The organism is Falsochrobactrum ovis (genome assembly GCF_003259955.1).
In the GTDB taxonomy this organism is placed as follows: Bacteria; Pseudomonadota; Alphaproteobacteria; order Rhizobiales; family Rhizobiaceae; genus Brucella; species Brucella ovis_A.
Genome location: NZ_QLMK01000003.1, coordinates 117,257 through 142,177 on the forward strand (window position 1 = coordinate 117,257; position 24,921 = coordinate 142,177).

Genomic DNA, 24,921 nt, shown 5'->3' on the forward strand with positions numbered 1-24,921 from the left:
AGCAATCTATTTATTATGATCACGGTCTCCTCACGCACCGAGATCACAAGTTTCTACATTCTCCTACATTTTTCAACCGGGTTAATCTTTGCTCGCTTATCCCCGACCAACATAAGGCATTTTCGTTGCCATCACTGTCATGGTAAGCACATTTGCATTAAGGGGCAAACTTGCCATGTAAACAACAGCATCAGCCACATGCGCAGCGTCGATAGTAGGCTCGGCCGCCAATGTGCCATTAGCTTGGATAACGCCGGTAGAAATTGTCTTTGTCATATCGGTTGCAGCATTACCGATGTCGATCTGACCGCAAGCAATATCAAAATCTCTACCATCAAGTGCCGATGACTTTGTCAGACCCGTTATAGCGTGCTTGGTCGCCGTGTAGGGTGCTGAATTAGGCCGCGGTGTAGTTGCAGAGATAGAACCATTGTTAATAATGCGCCCGCCGCGAGGATTTTGAGACTTCATAAGTCTAAATGCTTGTTGCGTGCAAAGAAATGCGCCGGTCAGGTTCGCACCGACAATGGTGCTCCACTGTTCATAGGTGATTTCTTCCATCGGCACGCCTGGCGCGGTGCCGCCGGCATTATTCACAAGAAGATCAAGCCGTCCGTATTTTGTTTCGATTTCATCAAACAAGGCTCGAACTGCAACAGGATCACTAACATCCGCTGCAACAGAATGAATTTCTGCTCCGGTTTCCGAGCGGAGTTCTTCAGCTGCCGTTTCGAGAACTTCTGCGCGCCGCCCCGAGATCACAACCTTGTAACCAGCAATGGCCAAAGCTTTGCTAATCGCGCGCCCCACGCCGGTCCCGCCGCCGGTGACCAACGCTATTCCTTTGTTTTTCTCACTTACGGCCGCGGTCATCGTAACTCCTCATCCATGAAAGTCCGGCTTCTGTTGTACTTCTCGGCTTATATTCAGCTCCGATTGGCAGCTGATAGCCCAAAGAATCCAGTAGCCCCAGCACATGCTGATAATTCAATTCTCCGTGATCGGGCTCTGCTCGGTCGGGCACAGCCGCAATCTGGATATGTCCAATATATGGCAGGCTAGTTTCAAGCCTCCTGCTAATATCACCTTCCATGATCTGAAGGTGATAGCAATCAAACATTAGTTTGAGATTCTCAACCTGCAACTCTTTTATTATAGCAATCGCTTGAACAGAGGTTTTAAGAAAATATCCCGCCGCATCATAGCGGTTAAGAGGCTCAATCAAAATTGTGATATTGCTTTTAGCCGCCTGTTTAGACGCATAGTCAAGATTGCTCAGAAACGTACGGTGAGCATCTTCACCAGATGCATTTCCGGCCATGACATGAACATTTGCCACCCCGAGCGCCGCTGCATATTCAATCGCCTGATCGATTGCCTCTCGCGCTTCCGCTTCTCGACCGGGAATAGCGGCCAGACCATTGTCGCCCGCCGCCACGTTTCCGCGTGCGGTATTGAGACCCAGCATTGGCAGCCCAGTTTCTTGCAATGCAGCAGCTATCTCTTGCGTGCTATATTGATAGGGCCAATGACATTCGACCGCCACAAAGCCTGCTTTTTTGGCGGCTCGGATAGCATCGGGCAGTGACAAATCCTGCCAAAGAAACCCTAAATTTGCAGAAAACGTCGCCATTTAGTTTTCTGCCCTTCCCGCATTCGCTTCCATGCCTGGAAGCACAATCCCACTTCTCTTGGCAAGGATTTTGGCCACAGCAGCATCATCCTCAGCCCCCAATCCAGCTAAAGCGGCATCGCGAAATAAATTAAGAGCAGTTTCGCTCAACGGCGTCACGCCGCCCACACTTTCTGCCTCACTAGTAACGATCCCCAGATCTTTCACAAAAATATTCACAGCAGAATGCGGTGTATAATCGCCTTCCACAATATGAGGCCCGCGGTTTTCAAACATCCATGACGAGCCAGCCGAAACTTTTACCACTTCAAAAACGGTCTTAAGATCGAGACCAATCTTTGCCGCAAGGCTCATTGCTTCCGCCGCAGCGGCAATATGAACACCCGCAAGCAGTTGATTGATCATCTTAAGTTTGGAGCCAAGCCCGGCCTCGGTGCCAAGACGAAAAACCTTGGCGGCAACGGCGTCTAGCGCGCCAGCCGCTTTTTCAAACGCTGCCTCTGAGCCTGACCCCATAATGGTCATTTCTCCGGCCAGCGCCTTGGCATGTCCACCCGATACGGGCGCGTCAATTACGGCCATGCCTGCATCTTCAAGCTTTTTTGCTATTTTCACTGTGGCGCTGGGCGCCATCGTAACACAGAGCAAAAACACCGTTCCCGGATTGGCATTGTTGATCGCACCATTTGGCCCGAACAACACCTCCTCCGCCTGCTCTGCATTGACTACAAAAACGAAAACCACATCACTGGTTCCCGCTTCGGCAGGAGTTGCAAAACACAATCCGCCTTCGGCGTTAAATCGTTCGAGCACTTTGGGTGCAATGTCGACGCCTTTAACTGTAAAGCCCGCACGAAGGAGAGACATGGCTGCCCCCCAACCCATAGACCCCAAACCGATGACAGTCGCTGTACCGCCAGACGTCACTCCGCTTTCCTCCCAGCCTTTCATGGTATCGATACCGGTATCGGTAACGTAGTTATAAAAAACTCCGCTTGTCAACTACCGCACCGTTTGCCTTTTGCCGAATCCAGCCCTATCAATAGATTTAATTTGCTTGAGATTACTGAGATGGGAAGCGATGCGAAAACCCACATTGGAGGCAGTCGCCTTAGCTGCAGGGGTCAGCAAAATGACTGCATCGCGGGCATTACGAGGTGCGGCAGACGTTTCGGAAGATAGCATGCGAAAAGTTATTGCCGCCGCTGATCGCCTAGGTTACGTCCGCAATCGGCTTGCATTGTCGCTTTCGTCAAATCGCACTGATCTTATTAGTGTCGTTGTCCCTAGCATGACCAATATCGTTTTTCCCGAAATGCTCGCGGGGATTAACGATGGATTGGCGGGCACTGATATGCAGGCGGTTTTTGGCATTACCGATTATGAGCCGACCAAAGAATATGATGTTATTCGAAACATGCTATCTTGGCAGCCAGCGGCAATTATTGTCACCGGGCTCGATCAATTGCCGCGCACACGCCAATTGCTGTTGCAGGCGGAAATTCCTGTTATTCAAATCATGGATACCGATGGCGAGCCGATAGAATTCAATATCGGTCTATCACACCAAAAAGCCGGGGCCGATATGGCGCATGCACTGTTGCGGGCTGGAAGGCGAAAAATCGGCTATGTCGGAAGTGCTCTTGATAAGGATATGCGCGCGGTTAAGCGGCGATCGGGTTTTGAGCAGGTTCTGGGAGAAAACGGCTTGAGTTTTATCGCCCAAGCTATTGCGCCCGGCTTTTCTTCTTCAACACTTGGTAAAGAGCTGACCGCAGAACTGCTCTCGCAAAGAAGCGATCTTGATTGCATCTATTATACAAATGATGACATGGCCGCAGGCGGACTTTTTGCGGCGATGCAAAGAGGTGTCCGCGTGCCGGAAGAGTTGCTTCTGGCCGGATTTAACGGATTGGAAATCACCAATTCCCTTCCGGTTCAGATCGCCACTTCCCGTTCGCCCCGCAGGGAGATGGGCGAGATCGCCGCACGTCTTGCCTGCCGTGCAATGACTAAAGAACGTCCGCTTTTAGAGCGCATAATCACATTCACCCCAGAAATAACATTGGGCGATGCAACCGCCTAGAAAAAACCTTCCGGTTGATATTCATCAATGTTCTTTTTCAGAAAAGAACGGCGACTGATGACCGCTGGCCATCAATCCCGCACTATAAGCCGGGATCTAAGCAGCCTTGCGACGCTGGAAAGGCCCGTGAGGAATTTCTGGCGGTGCAAATGAATTCGGCGTTGCACGATCCCAACGACTATACCAATCTGCCAATTCGGGGATCTCGTCGCCTGAAACCAAAAATCCTTCCGGCAAATATGGATAGACTTCGTTACCGTCGAGGAATTCATTATCCGTCTGCCGGAACATAAAATGATAAGGCATGAAATCACTGGGATTGGATAAGCCGGCTGCGCCAGCAATCTCGCCCAAAGCGCGCATTGTGTTGCGGTGAAAACGCGCCACCCGCTCGCTTTTATCACCAATATCAATTGCACGCTGTCTAAGGGGGTCCTGGGTGGCTATTCCCACCGGGCATGTATTTGTGTGACAGGATTGAGCTTGAATACAGCCCACCGCAAACATGAAACCACGAGCCGAGTTACACCAATCTGCCCCCAGAGCTAGAGTTCGTGCAATATCAAAAGCCGAGACGATTTTGCCTGCTGCTCCTATTTTCACTTCATCTCGAATTCCCGCTCCACGAAGAGCGTTATGTACGAAAGTGAGGGCTTCCAACATTGGCATGCCGACACGGTTTGCAAACTCCACCGGTGCCGCTCCCGTTCCACCTTCGGCGCCGTCTACGACGATGAAATCGGGGATAATGCCCGTAACAAGCATGGCTTTTACCATGCTCATGAATTCGCGGCGATGCCCAATGCATAGTTTAAACCCAACCGGCTTTCCTTCGGAAAGTTCACGCAATTTGCCAATGAAATGCATCAATTCAATGGGCGTTTTGAACGTGCTATGCGCTGCCGGTGAAATGCAATCAACGCCCATGGGGATGCCGCGAGCTTCAGCAATCTCGGCTGAAATCTTCGATGCGGGCAGCATTCCACCATGACCGGGCTTGGCCCCCTGGCTGAGTTTTAGCTCAATCATTTTGACTTGCGGATCGGAAGCCGTCACTGCAAACTTTTCAGGTGAAAAACTACCATCCTCATTACGGCAGCCAAAATAACCTGAGGCAACTTGATAGATCAGATCGCCACCGCCCTCGCGGTGGTATTTGCTGATGCTGCCTTCTCCCGTATCATGGGCGAAACGACCTTTGCGTGCGCCGATATTGAGTGCCAAAATTGCATTAGCGGACAATGCACCAAAGCTCATGGCGGAAATATTATAAAGGCTGGCACTATAAGGCTGCGCGCAAGACGATCCGCCGATTGTTACGCGAAAATCGGTGTCTTTAATTTCGACCGGAACTGCCGAATGCGTCAACCAGCCGTAACCTGAACTATAAACATTCTCGATTGTCCCGAACGGTCGCTTATCTTCCTCCCCTTTGGCGCGTTGATAGACAAGATCTCGATCTTGCCGGCTAAACGGCACTTCTTCATCGTCGGATTCAAGCATATATTGCCGAATTTCGGGCCGGATACTTTCGAAAATAAAACGCATATGGCCAATAATAGGATAATTGCGCAGGATTGAGTGTTTTCGCTGCCGCAAATCTCGAATACCTACTAAAACCAATGCACCAAAAACCGCGGTCGAAAGCCACAGCCACGGGGTATACGAAACCGCCCCCCAAACTGAAATCAATGTCAAAACTATCGCAGCAACACAGACCGTGTAGCGCTGGTATTTAAACATAATTTTCACCGCCGCCTTGCTATTATGCTGAACACATAGGTATTCGAATAGATTTTGTCCATGAAGCCGGTAGATGTCATGCGCTAATCGCACATGACATCATTCGCGTGCTGCAAGTTTTCGGCTTATGCAGACCCAAGCAATTGTTGAACTTCCTCTAATCTCGGCGCTGCCGCCCCGGCACCCACGCGAGTTACCGCCACAGCGCCAGACGCCGAAGCAAATCGTACGCAATCCGAAAGCGATTGACCTTGTGTATACGCAACCGCAAAACCGCCATTGAAACTATCGCCAGCCGCAACCGTATCCACGACTGTGACTTTGAAAGGCTCAAAATGGCGCTTTTCTTCTGCTGTCACGAGCATCGCTCCGCGTTCGCCTAATTTCAGGATCACGATCTTCGCGCCCATTTCGATGATCTTACGGGCTGCCGCTTCGCTGCTTGCGATGTCATTTGGCTCAATACCAGTGATTTCTGCAGCTTCCGTTTCATTGGGAGAAACAATGTCGCTCAGCGCAATTAAATCACGCAATTTATCTGCATCTCCCACTGGTGCTGGATCTAAAAATACACAACCGCCTGCGGATTTGGCTGTTTTTGCGACAGTAAGATTTGCTTCATGGGGCACCTCGCGCTGAAGCAGTGTAATTTTGGCATTGATAATATCTGGTTTATATTGATCAATATCACTGGGCTTCCAATGCGCGTTAGCGCCTGCACAAACCGCAATCGAATTCTGCCCGGCCTCTTCGACTTGGATGATTGCCATTCCAGTATCCACATTGTCGATCTGACGAACAGTTTGAGTTGATAGTCCGAATTGCTGCATTTCCTTTAATGCAAGCTCACCGAACGCATCTTTTCCAACCGCTCCAACGAAGCGGACATCGCCGCCAAGTTTGGCAATCGCAACCGCCTGATTGGCTCCTTTGCCGCCCAATCCAATACCATAACTTGTAGCATTCACGGTCTGTCCGGGACGTGGGAGCATTGCCATTCGGGCGCTCACATCAACATTCACACTTCCAAAAACGAAAATTTTCACTGAAAACTCCGAAACTCGTTTATGCAGACCATAATGCCACTCGCGTTAACGTTCCATATCCGCAATTATGCTCTCACATGGATTATACAATCACGATAGACGAATCTTTGTATTTCCTGATTGAGGTAAAATTGATATTGGATCACCGTCTTCTATCATTGGTATTCTGAATGATTTTGCTTTCAGTGTCCTTTTTCGCAAGCGCAATTCTCTGCGGAGCGGGCCTTTATATTTTATCGTCGCTTCTGCCATCAAGTTTTTTGGCGGCTCGATTTAATTCGCGCTCGAATCATAGCGTTGCAGCCCGGCAAATAGGGGGATTAGCGTTGATCCCCGCAATCGTGCTTTCACTAGTACTTTTTGGAACGCATCTCGGGCTCGATAGTCGCATGATGCTTTGCCTTAGCGGCGCTTCATTATTGCTTTGGATTATAGGCGCTCTTGATGATCGCTTTGAACTTTCGGTTAAAACCCGATTTGCCGCGCAATTTATCGCAGCATGCCTTATCCTCTATGGCCTGGGTGCCGACTTCCGTTTATTTCCCGAACTATTGCCACACAGTGTCGAGATTATAATACTGGTCATCGCGCTAATAGCTTCAATCAATATAACCAATTTCATGGACGGCCTCGATTTAATGACTGTCGGTGGAATTGGCACTCCATTATTGGGCGTGGCTATTCTTGCTGCTTTGACGATGACTGATGCCGGAAGCGGAGCCATAGCCGCTATAACTGCTGGTGGTTTATTGGGTTTCGCGTTTTTTAATCGGCCACCTGCGCGGATTTTTCTTGGCGATTCCGGGAGTCTGCCCATTGGACTGCTGGCGGGAACGGTATTTTTACTTCTGGCAAAAAATACACATATCGTCGTCGCACTGATCCTGCCACTTTACTATATTTTAGATACGAGCACGACCCTCATTCTGCGCGCCGTCAAAGGCGAGAATATTTTCAAAGCTCATTCTCAACACGCCTATCAACTTGCAAGGCGGTCTGGGTGGAGCGTGCAAAAAATCATTGTTCATGTTGTTTTGCTGAATCTGTTGCTGATAAGCGGTGCAATGATAATCATACGCTGCGAGCATATTTTCGTGCAAATAGCAGGTCTATTCATTGCACTGGTAGTGGTGTTATTGCTGCTACTGGACTTTCGAGGACTTATCAGGACGCTATAACGCTAAAAAGCACCTTGCGGATTTCCTCAACGTCGCCTTTCTGAAGCGCGCTACGCAGCGTATCAAGATTTGCCGGAACATCCACATCAGCCTTCTTACCCTTTGGTGCACGCAGAATTTTAGGGTGTCTGGTGGGTTGAACCTGTGATGGATCGTAAAAGAGCTCCTCATGCATCTTTTCGCCTTCGCGAATGCCCGTGACCTCAATTGCGATGTCGCCATCGGGATTATCTTTGTTGCGCACTGTCAGGCCCGCAAGCATAATCATATTTTCCGCTAGCACCCTTATCTTGATCGGGTCGCCCATTTCCAGCAGCACCGTGTCCCCCGATTGAGCAATCGCACCCGATTGCACAATCAGTTCTGCTGCCTCCCTGATCGACATGAAATAGCGCGTCATGTCCTCATGGGTGAGTGTCACCGGCCCACCATTGGCAATCTGTTCACGAAACAGAGGAACAACCGAGCCATTCGATCCCAAAACATTTCCAAAGCGGACAGAATAAAACAGTTTTTTCTTGCCCTGCTGGGCTGCTAGCAGGCCGTGATAATAAATGATCAGTTCGGCCCATCGCTTTGTCGCGCCCATGATATTGGTTGGCCGCACGGCTTTGTCCGACGAAATCAACACCATACGCTCTACATCCGAAGCCAGCGCTGCCGCCGCAACCTGATAGGTGCCGAACACATTGTTCTGAATGCCGATTAACGGATTTTTTTCAACGAGCGGCACATGCTTATAGGCCGCACAATGATAAACCGTATCAATACGATGTTCGCGTAGAGCAGTTTCGACACATGCTCCGTCTCTTACGCAACCCAAAACGGGCACGATCGAGCAGTCCGCAACTTTACGCAACTCACGTTCGATCTGATAAAGTGCAAACTCACTGGATTCATAAAGGACTATAAGTTCCGGGTTCCATTGGGCAATAATGCGACAAAGTTCACTTCCGATCGAACCGCCCGCACCCGTCACCATGATACGATGACCTTCAACCACATCACGCAATAATTCCGTCTCTGGTGGGACCGGAGAGCGACCCAATAGATCGTCAATTTCTACATTGCGTAATGCACCGACCAGATATTTTCCGGAAGTCAAATCCGCGATCGGAGGAAGAATGCGTGTCGATACCGGTAATTGGCTTAAAAGTTTTGCAAACTCATTGCGCTTTTCCTGCGTCAGCCGCGGCTCGGAAATGAGAACCTGATCCACGCCCAAATTCTCGATCAGGCTCGGTATCTTCTCCATCCGATAGATGCGTAATCCGACAATATCCATCCCATCGAGTTTATCTTCCGGATCGATAAATCCAATAACGCGCGTATCACTATGACTTCGCAATGCCACCGCAAGCTGGCGCCCGGCCTCGCCCACGCCAACGATTATTGCTGTGCTTGAATAATTCTTTCCATGCTCAACATTTCGGAGCAGCCATTTGGCTCCAAAACGGCTCGCCGAAATAAAAACAGTGCTCAAAAGCCAATAAAGCAGCGGAACCGAGCGGGGAAGACCGGCTCCTCCGTACAACTCGGTCAGAAAAACCAGCGCCACCCAAAAAAGTGCTGAGACCGCCGTTGCTTGGACGATAGGCCAGATTGAACGCTCGGGCAGATAGCGGATAATTGCTCGATAAAGCCCGAACCGAATGAATACCGGAACAGCAAGAAATGGAGCTATCCCAATTAGAAAGAGCTGCGCCTTTGTAGGAACAAATAAAAACCCTAGCCGGATGACAAAAGCGAGATAGGCTGCAAGCAAAAGAAACGCGACATCGCTCAATAGCAAGATGATCTGTTTGCACCGGCGGGGCAGTAATGCCAATTTTCCCCACGGTGAAATATCAAAATTCATGCGCAAATGTCCTTAACCTCTGGCGCTGCTCCATCCAGAAAGCATCCGTGCAGTAAATTTAGGAAATTGAATAGATTTCCAATACCGCATCCGGGTCTCCAGATTGCGCCTTAACTCAGATTCTTCCAATAGCTGAAATTTTCTTTCATGTGGAGAATAAAGACTAAAAGCCCGCCTTTTGAGCAAAAGGCAGGCTTCTTTTGTTGAGCTAACGGTGTGATACCTTAAAATTTAGCCGGTTTCATAAATCCTCAGGGAAAATGCTAGCAGGCAGATTCTGATAGCTAACCGGACGCAAGAAGCGACGGATCGAAAGCGTGCCAACGCTGGTTGCACCAAAGTTGGTGCTTGCTGGGTAAGGACCGCCATGAACCATCGAATCCACAACCTCAACACCCGTCGGGAAGCCATTCGCGAGCACTCGGCCAGCTTTACGCTCCAAGATAGGCAGCAATGAACGGGCTGTGTCAGCGTCGCCTTCATCCATGTGAATCGTCGCGGTCAACTGGCCGTCAAATCCTTTTGCCAACTCAACCATCTCGTCAGCGGAATTGACGCGCACCACGACGCCCAACGGGCCAAATACTTCCTCACTGAGTGAATCATCCGCAAGAAAAGCTTCGCCAGTGGTTTCGTAAAGATTTGGAGAAGCTTGGCGGCCTTCGCTTTCCGTTACCAGAATTGGCTTTACCGAGTTGCGGCTATCAAAATGCGCCTTACCATCATGATAGGCTTTGGCGATGCCATCGGTCAGCATGGTTTGAGGCGCGACTTTTTCTAACGCAGCCCGAGTCGAGCTGACGAATTTGTCGGCATCTGGTCCGTTGATGACAATGGCTATACCTGGATTGGTACAAAACTGTCCCGCACCCATGGTGAGCGAACCTGCCCAGCCTTCGCCCAAAGGTTCAGCTCTGGTTTTAAGTGCCTCAGGCAGCATAAACATCGGGTTGACCGAGCCCAGTTCACCAAAGAATGGGATAGGCTCAGGGCGCTGGGCGCAAAGATCAAACAGCGCACGTCCTCCGCCCAAGGAGCCGGTGAAACCTACTGCCTTGATTAACGGATGGGTCACCAAAGCTTCGCCGACTTTACGGTTTCCGCCCTGAATCAGGCTGAAAACACCTTTCGGCATACCGGTTTTTTCGATAGCTAACGCAATCGCATCTGCAACGATTTCGCCTGTGCCTGGATGTGCGGAATGTCCCTTCACAACCACCGGGCAACCTGCGGCCAAAGCTGCTGCGGTATCGCCACCAGCGGTAGAGAATGCGAGCGGGAAATTGGACGCACCAAAAACGGCCACCGGGCCGACAGGGCGCTGGATCATACGAATTTCAGGACGTGGTGCGGGCTTGCGGTCCGGCAATGCCTCATCCACACGACGATCAAGATAAGCGCCTTTACGGATATGATCAGCAAAAAGACGAAGCTGACCGGTCGTACGACCGCGCTCACCCTCTAAGCGGCCCGCTGGCAAGCCCGTTTCCTGTGTACCGATTTCTGTGATCGCAGCCGCGCGGGCTTCGATTTCATCAGCGATGGTTTCAAGAAATACGGCACGCTGCTCGCGAGACGTATAACCATAGGTCCAGAATGCTTCCTCCGCGGCCTCACAAGCACGCGCAACCAGATCTGGTGTACCAACGGCAAAATCATATGATGGCCCCGACGCAGGGGTAGACGCGAATGTCTGTTCTCCTGCCACCCATTCCCCGGCGATCAAATGTTTTCCATGGGGTTTCCAGCTCATATTCTATCCTTTCTGCGAACCGTCGCGATCTGTTTCACACCTGAGGTGGAAACAGCGCCTGGTTAAGTTTAAATATCATAAACCTTGTAGCTAAAGCCAAGGGAGATAGGAAACAGCGATTTGGAATCAATCGCGTCTGGCTCAATTCAAGCTTATACGTTCCTGATAATTAGTGTAACATGGGAAGGCGAAAAACCTTTCCTTCCACCTTTCTCTTTCCCAATTTCTCACTGTACTCCTACCTACTAATAAATAGGTATATGTTACACTTAGCAAAAGTTCCACCTCCTAAACACTCAGAATAACAATCAATGCTATGCGTGTTAGTGTGAGTGGATTTTTTCAACTGCAATAATTGCGCATCGACGTCACAAAAAGCGAATTCACAACAAAGCTAATAAACTGCGATTTCTCTATCGTGCTACCTGCCTTGCAAGGCCCGCTGTCTGCTCTAGTTATTATCAAACTGTACGATTTTATTCTTTACGAAGAAGCCCGGAGGGCTCATTCTATATCGCCCCGCGCTTTGGAGAGTGAAATGTTTAAATTTCTGCTCACAGCTGGCCTTTGCGTCGGCATTCTTTCAGCCACAGCCGCACATTCGGCGAATGTTGTCGTTAGTTCTAAAATCGATACTGAAGGCGGCGTTTTAGGAAACATCATTCTTCAGGTGCTCAGCGCCAATGATATTCCGACGATCGATAAAATTCAGCTCGGTGCCACGCCCATCGTGCGGGAAGCAATCCTGCAGGGACAGATCGATATTTATCCAGAATATACAGGCAATGCTGCATTCTTTTTCAATAAGCCGGACCTGCCAGTCTGGAATAAGCCACAAGAAGGTTATGCAGAAGCGAAAAAACTGGATTTTGAAACCAACAAAATTGTCTGGCTAACGCCTGCAGCAGCCAACAATACTTGGGCAATTGCATTACGCAAAGATTTGGCAGATGAGCACAAACTTTCAACTCTGTCGGAATTTGGCAAATATGTAGCTGACGGCGGTGACATTAAGCTTGCCGCATCGTCTGAATTTGTCACTTCTCCTACCGCTCTTCCGGCATTTCAAGCTGCCTACCAGTTTTCTCTTAAGCCTGATCAGTTAATCACACTTTCTGGTGGCGATACGGCAGCCACAATTGCAGCCGCTGCACAACAAACTTCCGGCGCAAATGCAGCGATGGTTTACGGTACCGATGGCGGCATTGCACCGGCGGGGTTGATTGTTCTTGAGGACGATAAAGGAGTGCAACCCGTTTACCTGCCCACGCCGATCATCAGAGAGGCAACCCTTAAAGAATATCCGCAGATTGAAAATTTGCTGCAACCAGTTTTTGAGTCTCTTGATCTCAAGACCTTGCAACAGCTTAATGGCCGTGTACAAATTGGCGGTGAACCTGCGGCCGATGTGGCACGTGATTATTTGACCCAAAAAGGCTTTCTAAAATAACTTATTGGAGATCCAGCCACGATCAAAGCCAGGTGACAGCGACTTGATGCAGGCGAGAGCAGGCCCTACCTCACATTCATCAACCCGTTTCGGTTTGGATCGGCTGGGCTTGGTAATTGCGGTTTTAATCTCGGCAGCAATTTTCCAGCCATTTGCAGCATTACGCCCCAACCGTATCGCGGCAGCAGCGCCGGTTGAATTATGGCACGCCTTACCTTTCGCTCAATGGGTCTTTTTATGCACTTTGTTGCAGCTTTGTGTATTAATCATGGTCGTGCGTACAAAAGCGAGCTTACGTTTTTTTATCCTCAGCATCGCGCTTTTTAGTCTGTTATTTTTAATCGGATCGAGCGGAACCTATCTGACACCAACCGATAATAATTATGCGCGAATATCTCCCGGCGGGGGTTTCTGGTTTCTGCTATTTGCGCTTGGCCTTGCAATTGGTGACAGCGTCGTAAAGCTCAAGCTAAAGCCTGTGACCCGGATTGCGGTGCTGGGCATTTTTGGCCTAGGTTTTGGAGCCATTTTATATTTCGGAGCATGGAACGATCTTTCAATCCTCAAGGAATATGCATCTTATCGACGCCCGTTCATGAATGCATTGAGCACACATGTCATGCTCGCCGGTGGTTCGCTTTGTCTGGCTATGTTGATCGCATTTCCGGTTGGCATTTTAATCTATAATTCCCCTCGTTTACGCGAGGCAGTGCTTTCTGTTCTCAATGTCATTCAAACAATTCCTTCCATGGCTTTATTTGGTGTATTAATTGCACCTCTCGCCTGGGTGGGCGCCAATTTGCCTGGTGCGGCAGCACTTGGGATTGCCGGCATTGGCCCTGCGCCTGCGCTGATTGCGCTCATTGCTTACGCTTTGCTGCCGATAACACTTGCGACCGTAACTGGGTTGGCTGGCGTGCCATCGGCCATTACGGAAGCAGCAGAAGGCATAGGAATGACGCGTGTTCAGCGGCTTATAAAGATCAAAATTCCGCTTGCTTTTCCCGTTATACTCACCGGCATCCGGGTGGTTCTGGTGCAGAATATAGGCCTTACCGTCATAGCGGGATTGGTCGGTGGAGGTGGCCTTGGCACATTCATTTTTCAGGGCTTAAGCCAAACCGCAACGGATCTAATATTGCTGGGCGCTCTACCCACCGTTGCAATGGCGTTTAGTGCGGCAATCATCCTTGATGCGTTGATTGAAATCAGTCGTGGGCGTGAGGCAAAATCGGAGTAAGGGCTATGATTGAGATTTCCCATGTTAGCCATAGCTTTAATGGTCAGCGCGCCGTCGATGATGTATCAATGATTGTCGACGACGGGGATCTGGCTGTGATTGTCGGCACTTCCGGTTCGGGAAAAACTACTGTTCTGCGAATGATAAACCGGTTGGTGGAGCCAAACTCCGGCACAATTCGCATCAATGGTAAAGATTGTCGTGAGATACCCCCGCATATTTTAAGGCGCGGCATTGGCTATGCCATCCAAAATCACGGGCTTTTTCCGCATCGCACAGTAGGGCAAAACATAGCAACGGTGCCCGAATTGCTCCACTGGGATAAACCAAAAATTTCTAAACGCATTGATGAGCTTCTCACGCTCTTTAAGCTTGATCCCGCGCTCTATCGTGATCGCATGCCCCATGAACTTTCAGGTGGAGAACAACAGCGAATTGGTGTCGCACGGGCGCTGGCATCAAATCCCGCCATTTTGCTAATGGATGAACCCTTCGGCGCACTCGATCCGATCATTCGCGACAAGGCGCAAGAAGATTTGCTCAATATCCAAAAACACTATGGCACGACCATTGTTCTCGTCACTCACGATATGGAAGAGGCGATCCGGTTAGGTTCCCGCATTGCGGTGATGGATAAGGGAAAACTGCTTCAATACGCATCTCCGCAAGGCATTATCACCCAACCTGCTACCGATTTTGTCCGCACTCTACTTGGGGGCGGTGGCGATCGGATTTATCGGCTGCTGGCATTGCGCAGCGTTGAAACGCTCACAGAGCCCGGACCTGCCGAGGGCGCACCCATAGCTAGTAACGCATCCTTACGGGAGGCGCTGGGAACAAGTTTGTGGTCGGGCAGAGACGCTCTCCCCGTGATAAAAAATGGCCAAATCATGGGACGAATTACACGCAAGGCAATTGAAACATATGCGCGCGAGGCCGCATCGTGAGGATCCGTGCGAAACCCGGAACGATCATAAAATGCGTTCTCTTTTTGGGATTATGTGGTTTTCTTTTACGGCCACAATTGTTTGGCTGGCTGTTTGAGCCGTTCACGCATCACCGTGCGCCGGCGATCTATACTCAAAACTCCCTGCTCCAGCTGACCGTCAACCATCTATTATTAGTAGGCGTCGCCACTCTGACCGCAACGCTTATTTCGGTTACGCTTGGAGTTCTGACAACACGTAAATCTGGACAGGAATTCCTTCCGCTTTCGCGCGCGGTGGCAAATTTAGGTCAAACATTTCCGCCGGTCGCGGTTCTTGCACTTGCCGTTCCAATTTTTGGCTTCGGCTCCGTTCCGACTTTCATCGCACTATTACTGTACGGGCTTTTGCCGATTTTTGAGAATACTCTGACTGGTCTGACCGAACTTGACGATACCGTCATTGAGGCAGGCCGCGGCATGGGAATGACAGATAAGCAATTATTGTTTCAAGTGGAGTTGCCGCTTGCGCTACCAGTCATTCTTTCTGGAATTAGATTGAGCACTATTATTTCGATCGGAACTGCGACGATCGGATCAACCGTCGCCGCCAGTACGCTTGGAGAAGTGATTGTTGCTGGGCTTTTGTCAGGCAATACCGCCTTTGTTTTACAGGGCGGCATCATAGTTGCCACACTTGCCGTTCTCATCAACAGTGTTCTGGTTTTTACCGAAACCAAGCTGCGCGGAAAAACGCAACAATAAGCATTTTCAATCACGCTGCTTCAATAACTCTTACACTCTGCCCGCCGCCAATATCGACCAAATGAGTGGGTGGTGGGATCTGATGCACATCATGCGTTCCAAAACTACTCGGATAAAAAGCAAAGCCTTGAGGCGGAGAAGGTGTGGCGGTTTCGTCAATCAATTTCTCGCCCGATAATTCTTGCATTGGGTCTGGTATGGCGCTGATTAAACGCCGTGTATAAGGATGGGTCGGGTTAGAAAATATGCGATCCCACGGCCCGGTTTCCACTACTTGACCGAAATACATCACTGCCACGCGATCACTCATATGTTCGACCACGCTCAGATCGTGGCTGATCATAATATAGGAAAGGCCCAAACGCTCTTTTAATTCGAGAAGCAAATTAATGATCTGCGCCCGGATCGAAACATCGAGCGCTGAGACTGGTTCATCAAGCACAATGACCTTCGGATTAAGAAGTAGCGCGCGGGCAATACCAATGCGCTGACGTTGACCACCGGAAAACTCATGCGGAAAACGCTTCGCTTGTTCTGGCTTAAGCCCGACCAGCCGCATGATTTCTTCCAGACGCCCGTCAATCTCGCTGCGATTGGTAATGCCATGCAAGCGCAACGGCGCGGCCAAGGACGAATAAACCGATTGGCGCGGATTAAGCGAGGCGAACGGATCTTGAAAGACCATCTGTACCATTTTGGCCCGTTCCAGCCGTGATGGTTCACCCTTGCCGGTAATTGGCTTGCCTTCAAAATAAATCTCGCCACTCGTTGGTTTTTGCAGCCCGACAAGTGATAGAGCCAAAGTCGATTTTCCGCAGCCGGATTCGCCAACGACTGATAGGCATTCACCCTTATTGAGCGTGAGACTTAAATGATTGACTGCACGCAATAACTGTTTTTTGCGGCCAAATAGGCCATTTCCCACCGGAAAATAAACGCAAAGATCGTCGATCTGTACCAATGGGTCTACCAGAGAGCTTGCTTGAAATCCTTTATCAGTCATGATGGTAACACCTCACAAAACCTCCATCCGCGAGATGAGACTGACCTGGCACCACTTGCCTACATATTTCAGTTGAACGAGTGCAGCGCGGCTCGAACCGGCAACCGTGCGGAAAAGCCGAAATAGACGGCACGACCCCTTCAATTTCTTGCAAACGCCGCCGCCCCTCGCTCTGACGAGAGCCGAGCCGTGGCAAAGATGCGAGAAGTCCTTGGGTGTAAGGGTGCGAAGGATGCTGAAACAGACTTGCTGTTTCCCGCGCCTCGACCAAGTGACCAGCATACATCACGCCAACACGTTGACACATTCTAGCGATGACACCCAGATCGTGGCTGATCATCAGCACAGAAGTGCCGCGAGCTGAACAAAGCTCTTTGATTAACCTGAGAATTTCCGCCTGTACCGTAACATCAAGCGCAGTCGTGGGTTCATCGGCAATCAACAGATCCGGATCACAAGCCAGTGCGATAGCGATCATCACGCGCTGTCGCATACCGCCCGACATTTGATGAGGATAGTTTTTAACGCGCTGATCCGGTGCTGGCACTTGCACGCTGGCTAAGGCTTCAACTGCTTTGCGCTCTGCCTCGTGCCAAGTGGCACCCTGATGTAGCACATACATTTCGGCAATCTGCCGACCCACCGGAGATAGTGGATTAAGCGCGGTCATTGGCTCTTGAAAAATCATCGCAATACGGTTGCCACGCAGCTTGCGGATTTCACGCGCTGATGTTTGCCGCAAGTCTTGCCCTTTAAACCGGATAGAACCTCCGGTAATTGCAAGCGGTTTTCGCAACAGCCCGATTAGGGACAGAGCGGTAATGCTCTTCCCACAGCCCGATTCACCCACAAGTCCAAATGTCTCCCCGGTTTCAATCGCGAAGGAAACATCATCGACAACATTATGCTGACTTGAACCTGCAAGAATATCGATACGAAGATTTTCCACTTCGAGAAGTTTATTTCCGCTCATATCTTGCGCGTCCTCATATGGGGATCAAGCCAATCGCGAAGACCATCTCCAAAGAGATTGAGGCCAAGCACGGTGAGGAAAATTGCAAGACCGGGGAAAATTGCAGCCCATGGAGCATTGACAATCAGTTCGCGTGCATCGGTGAGCATATTGCCCCAGCTCGGCGTTGGCGGTGCGATGCCAAGTCCCAAATAAGACAGTGCGGCTTCAGCGAGAATAGCATCGCCCATTCCAAGCGTTCCAATAACGAGGATTGGCCCGATCATGTTCGGTACAATCTGCGTGATCATGATACGCAGATCACTATAACCGAGCATTTTAGCTGCCTGAATATAGCCCTGTTTTTTCAAAGAGAGGGTAGAGCTTCGCGCAATTCGGCATGTCCAAGACCAGTTGGTCAGCCCCAATGCGATGAGCAGGCTCAACAAACCTGGCCCCAGAACCGCCATGATCGCAAGAGCGAAAATCAGCGATGGAATTGCCAGCATCAGATTGGTAAGACCATTGACCATATCGTCCCACCAGCCGCCAAAATAACCAGCGGAAATGCCAAAGCAAAGACCGATCACAGTGTTGATACATTGGGAAACAACGCCGACAGTGAGCGATATTTGTGCCCCGTAGAGAATGCGAGTGAATACGTCTCGGCCTTGCGCATCCGTGCCAAACCAAAACTCTCGATCTGGCGGCAGTTCCGCATTCATCAGATTTGCATCCATGATGGGATGAAAAGGCGCAATCAAAGGAGCAAAAACCGCGCCTCCAAGCATGAGTATGCAAATGATCCCGCCCAATACAAAATTAAAACGAAGATTCATGAGCTTACTCGTGGCTGATGCGCGGATCGATGACCGCATAAAGAATGTCAACGATGGTATTGATGATCAAAAACCACAATACGATCACGAGAATGGCCCCCTGCACGACCGGAATATCGCGCAACGAAACACTATCAATCAAAAGGGACCCCAGCCCCGGCCATGAGAAAAGTTTTTCGACTACCACGGCCTGGCCCATCATGGAGCCAAATTGCAGACCAATCGTCGTAATAATCAGCACCAAAGCATTGCGCGCGACATGCCATTTGATCAAACGAAAACTGTTCATACCCTTTGAGCGCGCCGTGCGAATGAAATCGGCATTCATCACTTCAAGCACCGCAGCGCGCGTGGTTCGCGCCAACAGAGCCAAAGGGGCGACACCAAGTGTCATTGCTGGCAAAATCAAATGACGTATGCCGCCATCGCCATAACCAAAACTTGGCAACCAGCCCAAAGTGAGCGCAAAGAGATACATTGCCAGCAGGCCAAGCCAAAATTGCGGCAATGAAAGACCAGAAACCGCACCGATCATCGTTACGCTATCCAGAAGGCTGCCAGGTTTCAGCGCCGCCAAAAAGCCGAGCGGAACACCAACCAATATCGCAAAACCCATCGCGGCAAATGCAAGTTTGAGCGTCGGCCACATACGCTCTTGAATAAGTGTGGCCACTGGCTGACGTGAACGATAGGACGTCCCCAGATCAAATTGCGCCAATTGAACAAGATAATTGCCAAAGCGCACATGAACCGGCTTATCAAGTCCGAATTCTTGCGTAATTTTCTCCACTGCTCGCGGATCGTTCATACCTTTGCCGCTGGCAAGAAGACCTGATGCAATACTACCTGGTACTACGCTGAAAATGACAAAAATAAGCAGCGACACCGCCACAACCGTGGGGATCATTTGTAAGACCCGGCGCAGGATGAAATAAAGCACACGGCCCTCCTTCCGTATCAGCAAGGGAACGCTGGCAAAGCGCATTGGCCCGCCCGGCAATCGTCGCAACAATCACCGGACGGGCTAATTTACCCGCTAGGCTTAACGTCCTGCCGGAACGTTTTCATCCAGCCACAAATCCTCGTAGGACTGAATCGCAAGCTCCGCTGAGTTAGGTTGAAGGCCATGAAGCCAAGGCTGATAAGCCATCACCGCCTTATTATAGTTGAAGAACCAGACTGGCGCTTCTTCCTGAAGCAGATTATTGGCCTGACGCAATAGGTCATTTTTCTTTTCTTCAGTTTCCGCAACCTTTGCATCATCGATCAGCTTGTCGAACTCTGCGTTGGAAAACTTCTGATAATTGCAGGATGACTGCGGCGTTTGAGAATGGAAACACTGAAGCGATGTCAGCGGATCAGGACCGCTTTCAAGCGACCACATGAACGCTTGGAAATCACCTCCGGGCACGACTTCTGAAAGCACAGAAGCTTCCACTGGTTTCGCCTTAACCTTAATGCCCACCTTATCGAGCATCGGAATAATGGCTTCAACAATCGTCAAGCCCCAGCTTTCATTTTGCGTGGCTGTGAGTTCGAATTCAAACCCGTCCGGGTAGCCCGCTTCGGCGAGCAAAGCTTTGGCTTTTTCGGGATCATATGGATAAGGTTTTGCGTTCTTGTCAAATGCGGGCGACGAGTTTGGCAACCAACCCACCGCACGATAGGCCTTATCCTTGACCAAACGCTTGATAATCAAATCACTATCAATCGCATAATTTATCGCCTGGCGAACTCGCTTGTCCTTGAACGGCTCGTGGTCAGGATTGAAACCAACCATGCGCGTATAAACTTCTGCGACTTCAAGCAAGTTCTTCGATAGTTCCGGATCCTGCTGATAGGCAACATATTGCGCTGAGCCTAACACAGCCACATCAATTTCCTTATTGCGGAAGGCGACGTCACGCGCTGCTGCATCTCCCATGATCATGATATTGATCTTGTCAGCGTAGGGTTTTCCATCCTCATAATATTTATCCCACTTCTCGACCGTTAGGCGTGAACCGGGAACATATTCGGCAAATTTATACGGCCCAAGACCAATGGGGTTGCGCTGAAATTCCTCGCTATCACCTTCGCCGTCCGGATAAATCGCCGTATTATTGCGCATGAACAAGAAGCTTGGATTGATCGGCTGTTTAAGCGTAATCTCAAGCGTGTGATCATCGATCTTTTTGAGACCGGAAATACTGTCTGCGGCGCCTTGGGAATATTCATCCGCACCCTGAATTTCGGCAATATAGCGTGCAGGTGGGAAAGCGCGCTTAGGGTCCATCATCCGGGTATAACTCCAGATAATGTCATCTGCGGTTAGTTGCTTGCCATTGTGGAAATGGGCATCGTCGCGCAGCTTATAAGTATAGGTCAGCTTGTCATCTGAAACAGACACATCGGTTGCAAGCCCCAGGACGGGCGTATTTTCATTGGCATCCCAATCATAAAGGGTCCTATGAATGGCCTTGGCATAAAACTCGTCCTGAGTTGCCGGAGAGGCGTGAATATCAAGCGACGAAAAACTATCGCCATATGGCGCGACAAAATTGATCACCCCACCTGAGCGCGGCTCATCGGCTGCGTAAGTTGCGGTACCCGTCAGCAGAAACGCTGAAAATGCCGCCATTAATGCAAATTTTTTCATTTTTTCCCCTTTTATAGTTTGTATGAAGAGAACCATATTCCGGGCGACAAAGCCACCAGCCAAGCCGCCCAGCGCCCCCGCCTATTGTTTTTGGTATACGATCTCCCCGCCACATATGGTCAAAACGCACTCTGTATCGTTGAGAATTTCCTCCGGTTGTGCGGCGAGCATATTGCGAGAGAATACAGCAATATCCGCAAATTGACCCGGCACGAGCTTGCCCTTCACCTTTTCCAGCTTCTGTGAAAAGGCACCATATTCTGTATAAACCTGCAATGCTTCTTCAATACCAACGCGCTCATTAGCATCCATTACCGTTCCTTGAGAGGTTTTACGCGTCAGCATGGAATAAATATTCGGAAAAGGATTTGGATGACAAACTGGAGCATCGCTGCCCGTTGCGGGTTTAAATCCTAATTCTTGCCAAGTTCTGAGCGGATAGCTCGAAAGCGCCCTTTTTTCACCCAGAACCGAAACATATGCATCGCCGAAATCGTAGATAAACACCTGCTGCGGACAAGGATATATGCCTAATTTCTTCATACGCTCATGTTGTTGTGAGGTCGAAAACCCGCAATGCTCAATGCGATGCCGCCGATCCGGATCAGGAAAGGCAGTAAGCGCCTTTTCATAGGCGCTAATGAGCTGGCCAATTGCAGCGTCGCCAATTGCGTGGCAAGCAAATTGATAGCCCTTCTCGTGCCACTTTAGCACCAAGCTTTCGAGCTCTTCATCCGATAATATTTGCACGCCAAGAGTGTTGTCGCCGCCAAGATATGGCTCGCTCATCCACGCAGTGCGACCGCCCGCAGAGCCATCAAGAAAAATCTTAACAGCGCCAATAGTGACCATATCGTCACCCACTCCTGACACAAGTCCGGTCTCGTAGCATTGTTCAACGATAGATCGCCCAGGGTCGCCGAGCAAAACGAGCCAGCTTCGGACGGGCAGCCTTTTTTGCAAGCGGGCGAGGTTATAGGCACGGATTTCGTCAAAGCCCGCCACTTGACCGACGGCTGCATCCATCACACTGGTGATACCATATGAAAGCAGCAGATTGCCCGCCGCTTCAATGGCCTCAATCATCTGTTCCGTAGTTGGCGAGGGAATTGCCGCACGTAGCAATTCTTGGGCATTTTCCGCAACCATACCGGTCAGCGCGCCGTCTTTTTTCTCTATCAGTCCCCCTTCTGGAACCTTTGTGCTTTCATCCACACCGGCCAGCTTAAACGCAGCCGAATTAAAGATAGAAACATGGCCGCACGCGCGCACCAACATTACCGGGTGATCAGGTGCGGCTTGGTCCAGTTCTTCACGTAATGGATGGCGGCCAATGTCCAGCTTGGTCTGATCATAACCGCGGGCCATAATCCAATTTCCCGCCGGTATGGACGAGGCTTTGCGGCGAATAGCACTCAGTAAACTGTCCAGCGTGGGTGCGGCATCCGACCTCGCATCAATCCAATTCAGCGTCAACCCGAGGGAGATTAAATGCAAATGTGCATCATTTAGCCCGGGCGTTGCAAAGCGGCCCTCAAGATCGAGTAATCGGGTTTCATCACCCCGATAGGCCATTATTTCCGCCTGTTTGCCCGTGGCGAGAACTTTACCTTGCCAGATCGCCAGCGCTTCTACAGTCCCCTCTTCATATCCGCACCAGATCGTTCCATTGAAGAGAATTGTGTCGGCTTGAACTACGGGCCTTGCAGGCATGCTTTGATTTCCTCCCAGAAAACATCACAATTATTTTTGATACGAGCCACGGTTAAGCAACAGAAAAAACGGGCTTTCCAAGTCTTCGATATATTATTTTGATAATTAAGCTGCTCGCACCCCCATTTGTGCGTAGTCCATAAGTAAACTCTTCCACTTAATGTTTGTACAAACAACCCTTTAAAATGACAATTTTAAAGCATCTTCTTGCCATTTCGACGAAGCTCTCGTCGTTATGACGAATTTTAGATCTTAAATTCAGCTTATGAAAACTTTAGGCCGTCACAGCATTTTTGGTAAATATCAATCGGCTTTGTCTACATAAGAAAATACTAATCTAAGTCTCCAAGACATTTCATCACGTCTCATGTTGTGACCTTAAATCAGGGAACCGGCATTGCTGCTATCAGTTATTGCAACTGTGGGGCGCTTCAAAATGAGGCACGACATGAAAAAGCTAATCTTCGTTTCAACCGCAGCGGCAATTGTCGCTTTCTCTGGCACCGCCTTTGCCCAAGATGTCGTGGTAAAGGTGCCACAAACGGTGCGAGAATATGTCATCGCACATCCGGCTGACCCAGTCATTATTGAGGAGAATATCACCGAAGGATATGTTCTGCCCGAAACGGTCGAAGTACATCCAATTCCCGATGATCCAGGTTTTGGCTATATCTATGTAGATGGCAGCCCTGTAATCGTTTCTATGGATAATAGGCAAGTCGTCTACTATGCGGATGAACCCAATTCTGGCCCGGTCATCCCAGACGGAGTTGTCACCTATATCGAAAGCAACCCCCTGCCACCGGTGGTTTATGAAGGGGAAATTGTTGAAGGCACGGTTATCCCGGACACGCTTCCTCTCGAAGTGATCCCAGACCAGCCAAGCTATTCCTACATCTACATCAATGAAAGACCAGCACTTGTAGAAACCGATACGCGTCGAATTCTATGGGTGAAGTAGACGGTTTTTCGAACCAAATAATAGCGCGCTTTTGCGCGCTATTAAACTTATATCTATCTTAAAATAAGCTAGGAAATAGTAGCAGCACCCTTGCCTGCTCCCAGCCCCACCTGTGCAAGCCGACTACGCTACTCCGCCTATGCCAATCTGCCTATGGAAGCCAACCCGTGTCAGGCCGGTAAATTAAACGAGTTTTGCCGCTACCTCGATTAAACGTCGGGCTTGATGACCGATTGCGGCTTTCACATCTTCTGAAAATTCTTCATTTTGTGAATGACTGTAGCCATAGGGGTTACCGCCGACTTTATAGATCGACTCATGCGTATAACCGGGAACTACGACGATCCCGCCCCAGTGAAAAGCAGTCGTATAGAAAGAAAGAAGCGTTGCTTCCTGTCCGCCATGCTTGTTCTGGGCCGAAGTCATCGCGGAAATAGCTTTATTAGTCAGCCCGCCTGCGGACCAAACCCCACCAAGCGTATCAATGAAAGCTCGCATTTGACTTGCCATTACACCAAAACGTGTAGGGGCAGAAAATAAATAGGCATTTGCCCATTCCATATCCTCGGGCGTGGCTGTGGGAATATGAGCAGTTTTCTCAGCTTGGGCTTTCCACGCAGGCTGGCCTTCAACAACCTCTTTAGGCGCGGTTTCCGCCACTTTTAATAGCCGAACATCAGCACCCGCCGCCCTTGCTGCCTCCGCAGCGAATGACGCCATTTGATAATTTGTACCATAGGTAGAATAATAAATTATTGCGAGTTTGACTGCCATTTCATCCTCCGTAATCCGGAATAATCATATCATTCGTAACTATAAAAGCAATTTAACATATGCCGAATTACATCGGATGGGCATGTGGATACAAAAGTATATTTGATATTCTTATGAAATATTTATCAAACAATTTAAAGCGCATTTAAATAAATAAAATCTCCACGCAAATAACCATATCGTTCTAGTGAACAAAGCTCCAATAAACCTTGATGTTTTTTTAAAGGGTTGATTTTCGATTTCTAAATGCCTACAAAGGCCACGCTGCATTGCAGCTTTGTAGCCCTGATGTTTTCTTAACACCCATTAGGCAACATCTGCCATTTTGCTACTATCGGCCCCCTTTTTGCCGAATTTTTATTGT

Annotated in this window: 21 protein-coding genes; 7 read left to right on the forward strand and 14 right to left on the reverse strand. The window is 49.6% G+C overall.

Features of this window, described 5'->3' with window-relative positions; translation table 11 throughout:
- Nucleotides 1-96: 96 nt before the first annotated feature.
- The 3 genes from C7374_RS06170 to ltnD are packed head-to-tail and all read right to left on the reverse strand — an operon-like array spanning nt 97 to nt 2,584.
- Nucleotides 97-873, reverse strand: a complete 777-nt coding sequence (locus C7374_RS06170) for an SDR family oxidoreductase (RefSeq protein WP_111574739.1) — start codon at nt 871-873, stop codon at nt 97-99.
- A complete protein-coding gene (locus C7374_RS06175) occupies nt 854-1,633 on the reverse strand; it encodes a hydroxypyruvate isomerase family protein (protein ID WP_111574740.1) in 780 nt (259 codons plus the stop codon). The genes C7374_RS06170 and C7374_RS06175 overlap by 20 nt, the downstream gene beginning before the upstream one ends.
- Nucleotides 1,634-2,584: an L-threonate dehydrogenase gene (gene ltnD, locus C7374_RS06180; RefSeq protein WP_111574952.1), complete on the reverse strand. Its 951-nt coding sequence runs from the start codon at nt 2,582-2,584 to the stop codon at nt 1,634-1,636.
- A gap of 130 nt (nt 2,585-2,714) precedes the next feature.
- Between ltnD and C7374_RS06185 the strand changes: the two genes are divergently transcribed.
- Complete coding sequence (locus tag C7374_RS06185; protein WP_111574741.1) at nt 2,715-3,719, forward strand: LacI family DNA-binding transcriptional regulator; 1,005 nt, start codon at nt 2,715-2,717, stop codon at nt 3,717-3,719.
- Between the two features lie 96 nt (nt 3,720-3,815).
- Here C7374_RS06185 and C7374_RS06190 read toward each other — a convergent pair whose 3' ends face one another.
- Together C7374_RS06190 and rbsK are read right to left on the reverse strand one after the other, a co-directional pair.
- Entirely contained in the window at nt 3,816-5,462 is a 1,647-nt protein-coding gene (locus C7374_RS06190; RefSeq protein ID WP_111574742.1) for an FMN-binding glutamate synthase family protein, read from the reverse strand.
- A gap of 125 nt (nt 5,463-5,587) precedes the next feature.
- Nucleotides 5,588-6,460 carry a ribokinase gene (rbsK, locus tag C7374_RS06195; RefSeq protein WP_245412600.1) on the reverse strand — a complete coding sequence of 291 codons (873 nt, stop codon included), beginning with the start codon at nt 6,458-6,460 and terminating at the stop codon, nt 5,588-5,590.
- Between the two features lie 218 nt (nt 6,461-6,678).
- On the opposite strand from rbsK, the gene C7374_RS06200 reads away from it, so the two are divergent.
- The gene (locus tag C7374_RS06200; protein ID WP_111574744.1) at nt 6,679-7,686 is read left to right on the forward strand and encodes an MraY family glycosyltransferase; all 1,008 of its coding nucleotides are present in this window, start codon (nt 6,679-6,681) and stop codon (nt 7,684-7,686) included.
- Here C7374_RS06200 and C7374_RS06205 read toward each other — a convergent pair.
- Entirely contained in the window at nt 7,673-9,544 is a 1,872-nt protein-coding gene (locus C7374_RS06205) for a polysaccharide biosynthesis protein (protein WP_111574745.1), read from the reverse strand. The two genes, C7374_RS06200 and C7374_RS06205, sit on opposite strands and share 14 nt — an antisense overlap.
- Nucleotides 9,545-9,785: 241 nt before the next feature.
- Nucleotides 9,786-11,297, reverse strand: a complete 1,512-nt coding sequence (locus C7374_RS06210) for an aldehyde dehydrogenase (NADP(+)) (RefSeq protein ID WP_111574746.1) — start codon at nt 11,295-11,297, stop codon at nt 9,786-9,788.
- Between the two features lie 538 nt (nt 11,298-11,835).
- Here C7374_RS06210 and osmF point away from each other — a divergent pair.
- The 4 genes from osmF to C7374_RS06230 are packed head-to-tail and all read left to right on the forward strand — an operon-like array spanning nt 11,836 to nt 15,677.
- Nucleotides 11,836-12,747 carry a glycine betaine ABC transporter substrate-binding protein OsmF gene (osmF, locus tag C7374_RS06215; RefSeq protein ID WP_111574747.1) on the forward strand — a complete coding sequence of 304 codons (912 nt, stop codon included), beginning with the start codon at nt 11,836-11,838 and terminating at the stop codon, nt 12,745-12,747.
- Between the two features lie 46 nt (nt 12,748-12,793).
- On the forward strand, nt 12,794-13,987 hold the full coding sequence (locus C7374_RS06220; protein ID WP_111574748.1) for an ABC transporter permease: 1,194 nt from the start codon (nt 12,794-12,796) through the stop codon (nt 13,985-13,987).
- A 5-nt stretch (nt 13,988-13,992) separates the two neighbouring features.
- Nucleotides 13,993-14,934: an ABC transporter ATP-binding protein gene (locus C7374_RS06225; protein WP_111574749.1), complete on the forward strand. Its 942-nt coding sequence runs from the start codon at nt 13,993-13,995 to the stop codon at nt 14,932-14,934.
- Between the two features lie 2 nt (nt 14,935-14,936).
- The gene (locus C7374_RS06230; protein WP_111574953.1) at nt 14,937-15,677 is read left to right on the forward strand and encodes an ABC transporter permease; all 741 of its coding nucleotides are present in this window, start codon (nt 14,937-14,939) and stop codon (nt 15,675-15,677) included.
- 10 nt (nt 15,678-15,687) lie between these two features.
- On the opposite strand, the gene C7374_RS06235 is transcribed toward C7374_RS06230, so the two are convergent.
- From C7374_RS06235 to C7374_RS06260, 6 genes are all read right to left on the reverse strand, one after another.
- Nucleotides 15,688-16,680 (reverse strand): ABC transporter ATP-binding protein, encoded by a 993-nt coding sequence (locus tag C7374_RS06235; protein ID WP_111574750.1) that lies wholly within the window; start codon nt 16,678-16,680, stop codon nt 15,688-15,690.
- Nucleotides 16,673-17,653, reverse strand: a complete 981-nt coding sequence (locus C7374_RS06240; RefSeq protein ID WP_111574751.1) for an ABC transporter ATP-binding protein — start codon at nt 17,651-17,653, stop codon at nt 16,673-16,675. The genes C7374_RS06235 and C7374_RS06240 overlap by 8 nt, the downstream gene beginning before the upstream one ends.
- Nucleotides 17,650-18,471, reverse strand: a complete 822-nt coding sequence (locus tag C7374_RS06245; RefSeq protein WP_111574752.1) for an ABC transporter permease — start codon at nt 18,469-18,471, stop codon at nt 17,650-17,652. Before C7374_RS06245 ends, C7374_RS06240 begins: the two co-directional genes overlap by 4 nt.
- A gap of 4 nt (nt 18,472-18,475) precedes the next feature.
- On the reverse strand, nt 18,476-19,411 hold the full coding sequence (locus C7374_RS06250; RefSeq protein ID WP_111574954.1) for an ABC transporter permease: 936 nt from the start codon (nt 19,409-19,411) through the stop codon (nt 18,476-18,478).
- Nucleotides 19,412-19,513: 102 nt separating this feature from the next.
- Nucleotides 19,514-21,109, reverse strand: a complete 1,596-nt coding sequence (locus tag C7374_RS06255) for an ABC transporter substrate-binding protein (protein ID WP_111574753.1) — start codon at nt 21,107-21,109, stop codon at nt 19,514-19,516.
- A gap of 81 nt (nt 21,110-21,190) precedes the next feature.
- Nucleotides 21,191-22,822: an amidohydrolase gene (locus C7374_RS06260; protein WP_111574754.1), complete on the reverse strand. Its 1,632-nt coding sequence runs from the start codon at nt 22,820-22,822 to the stop codon at nt 21,191-21,193.
- A 448-nt stretch (nt 22,823-23,270) separates the two neighbouring features.
- On the opposite strand from C7374_RS06260, the gene C7374_RS06265 reads away from it, so the two are divergent.
- Complete coding sequence (locus C7374_RS06265) at nt 23,271-23,783, forward strand: DUF1236 domain-containing protein (RefSeq protein ID WP_111574755.1); 513 nt, start codon at nt 23,271-23,273, stop codon at nt 23,781-23,783.
- Between the two features lie 183 nt (nt 23,784-23,966).
- Here C7374_RS06265 and wrbA read toward each other — a convergent pair whose 3' ends face one another.
- On the reverse strand, nt 23,967-24,557 hold the full coding sequence (gene wrbA / locus C7374_RS06270; protein WP_111574756.1) for an NAD(P)H:quinone oxidoreductase: 591 nt from the start codon (nt 24,555-24,557) through the stop codon (nt 23,967-23,969).
- Nucleotides 24,558-24,921: the final 364 nt, after the last annotated feature.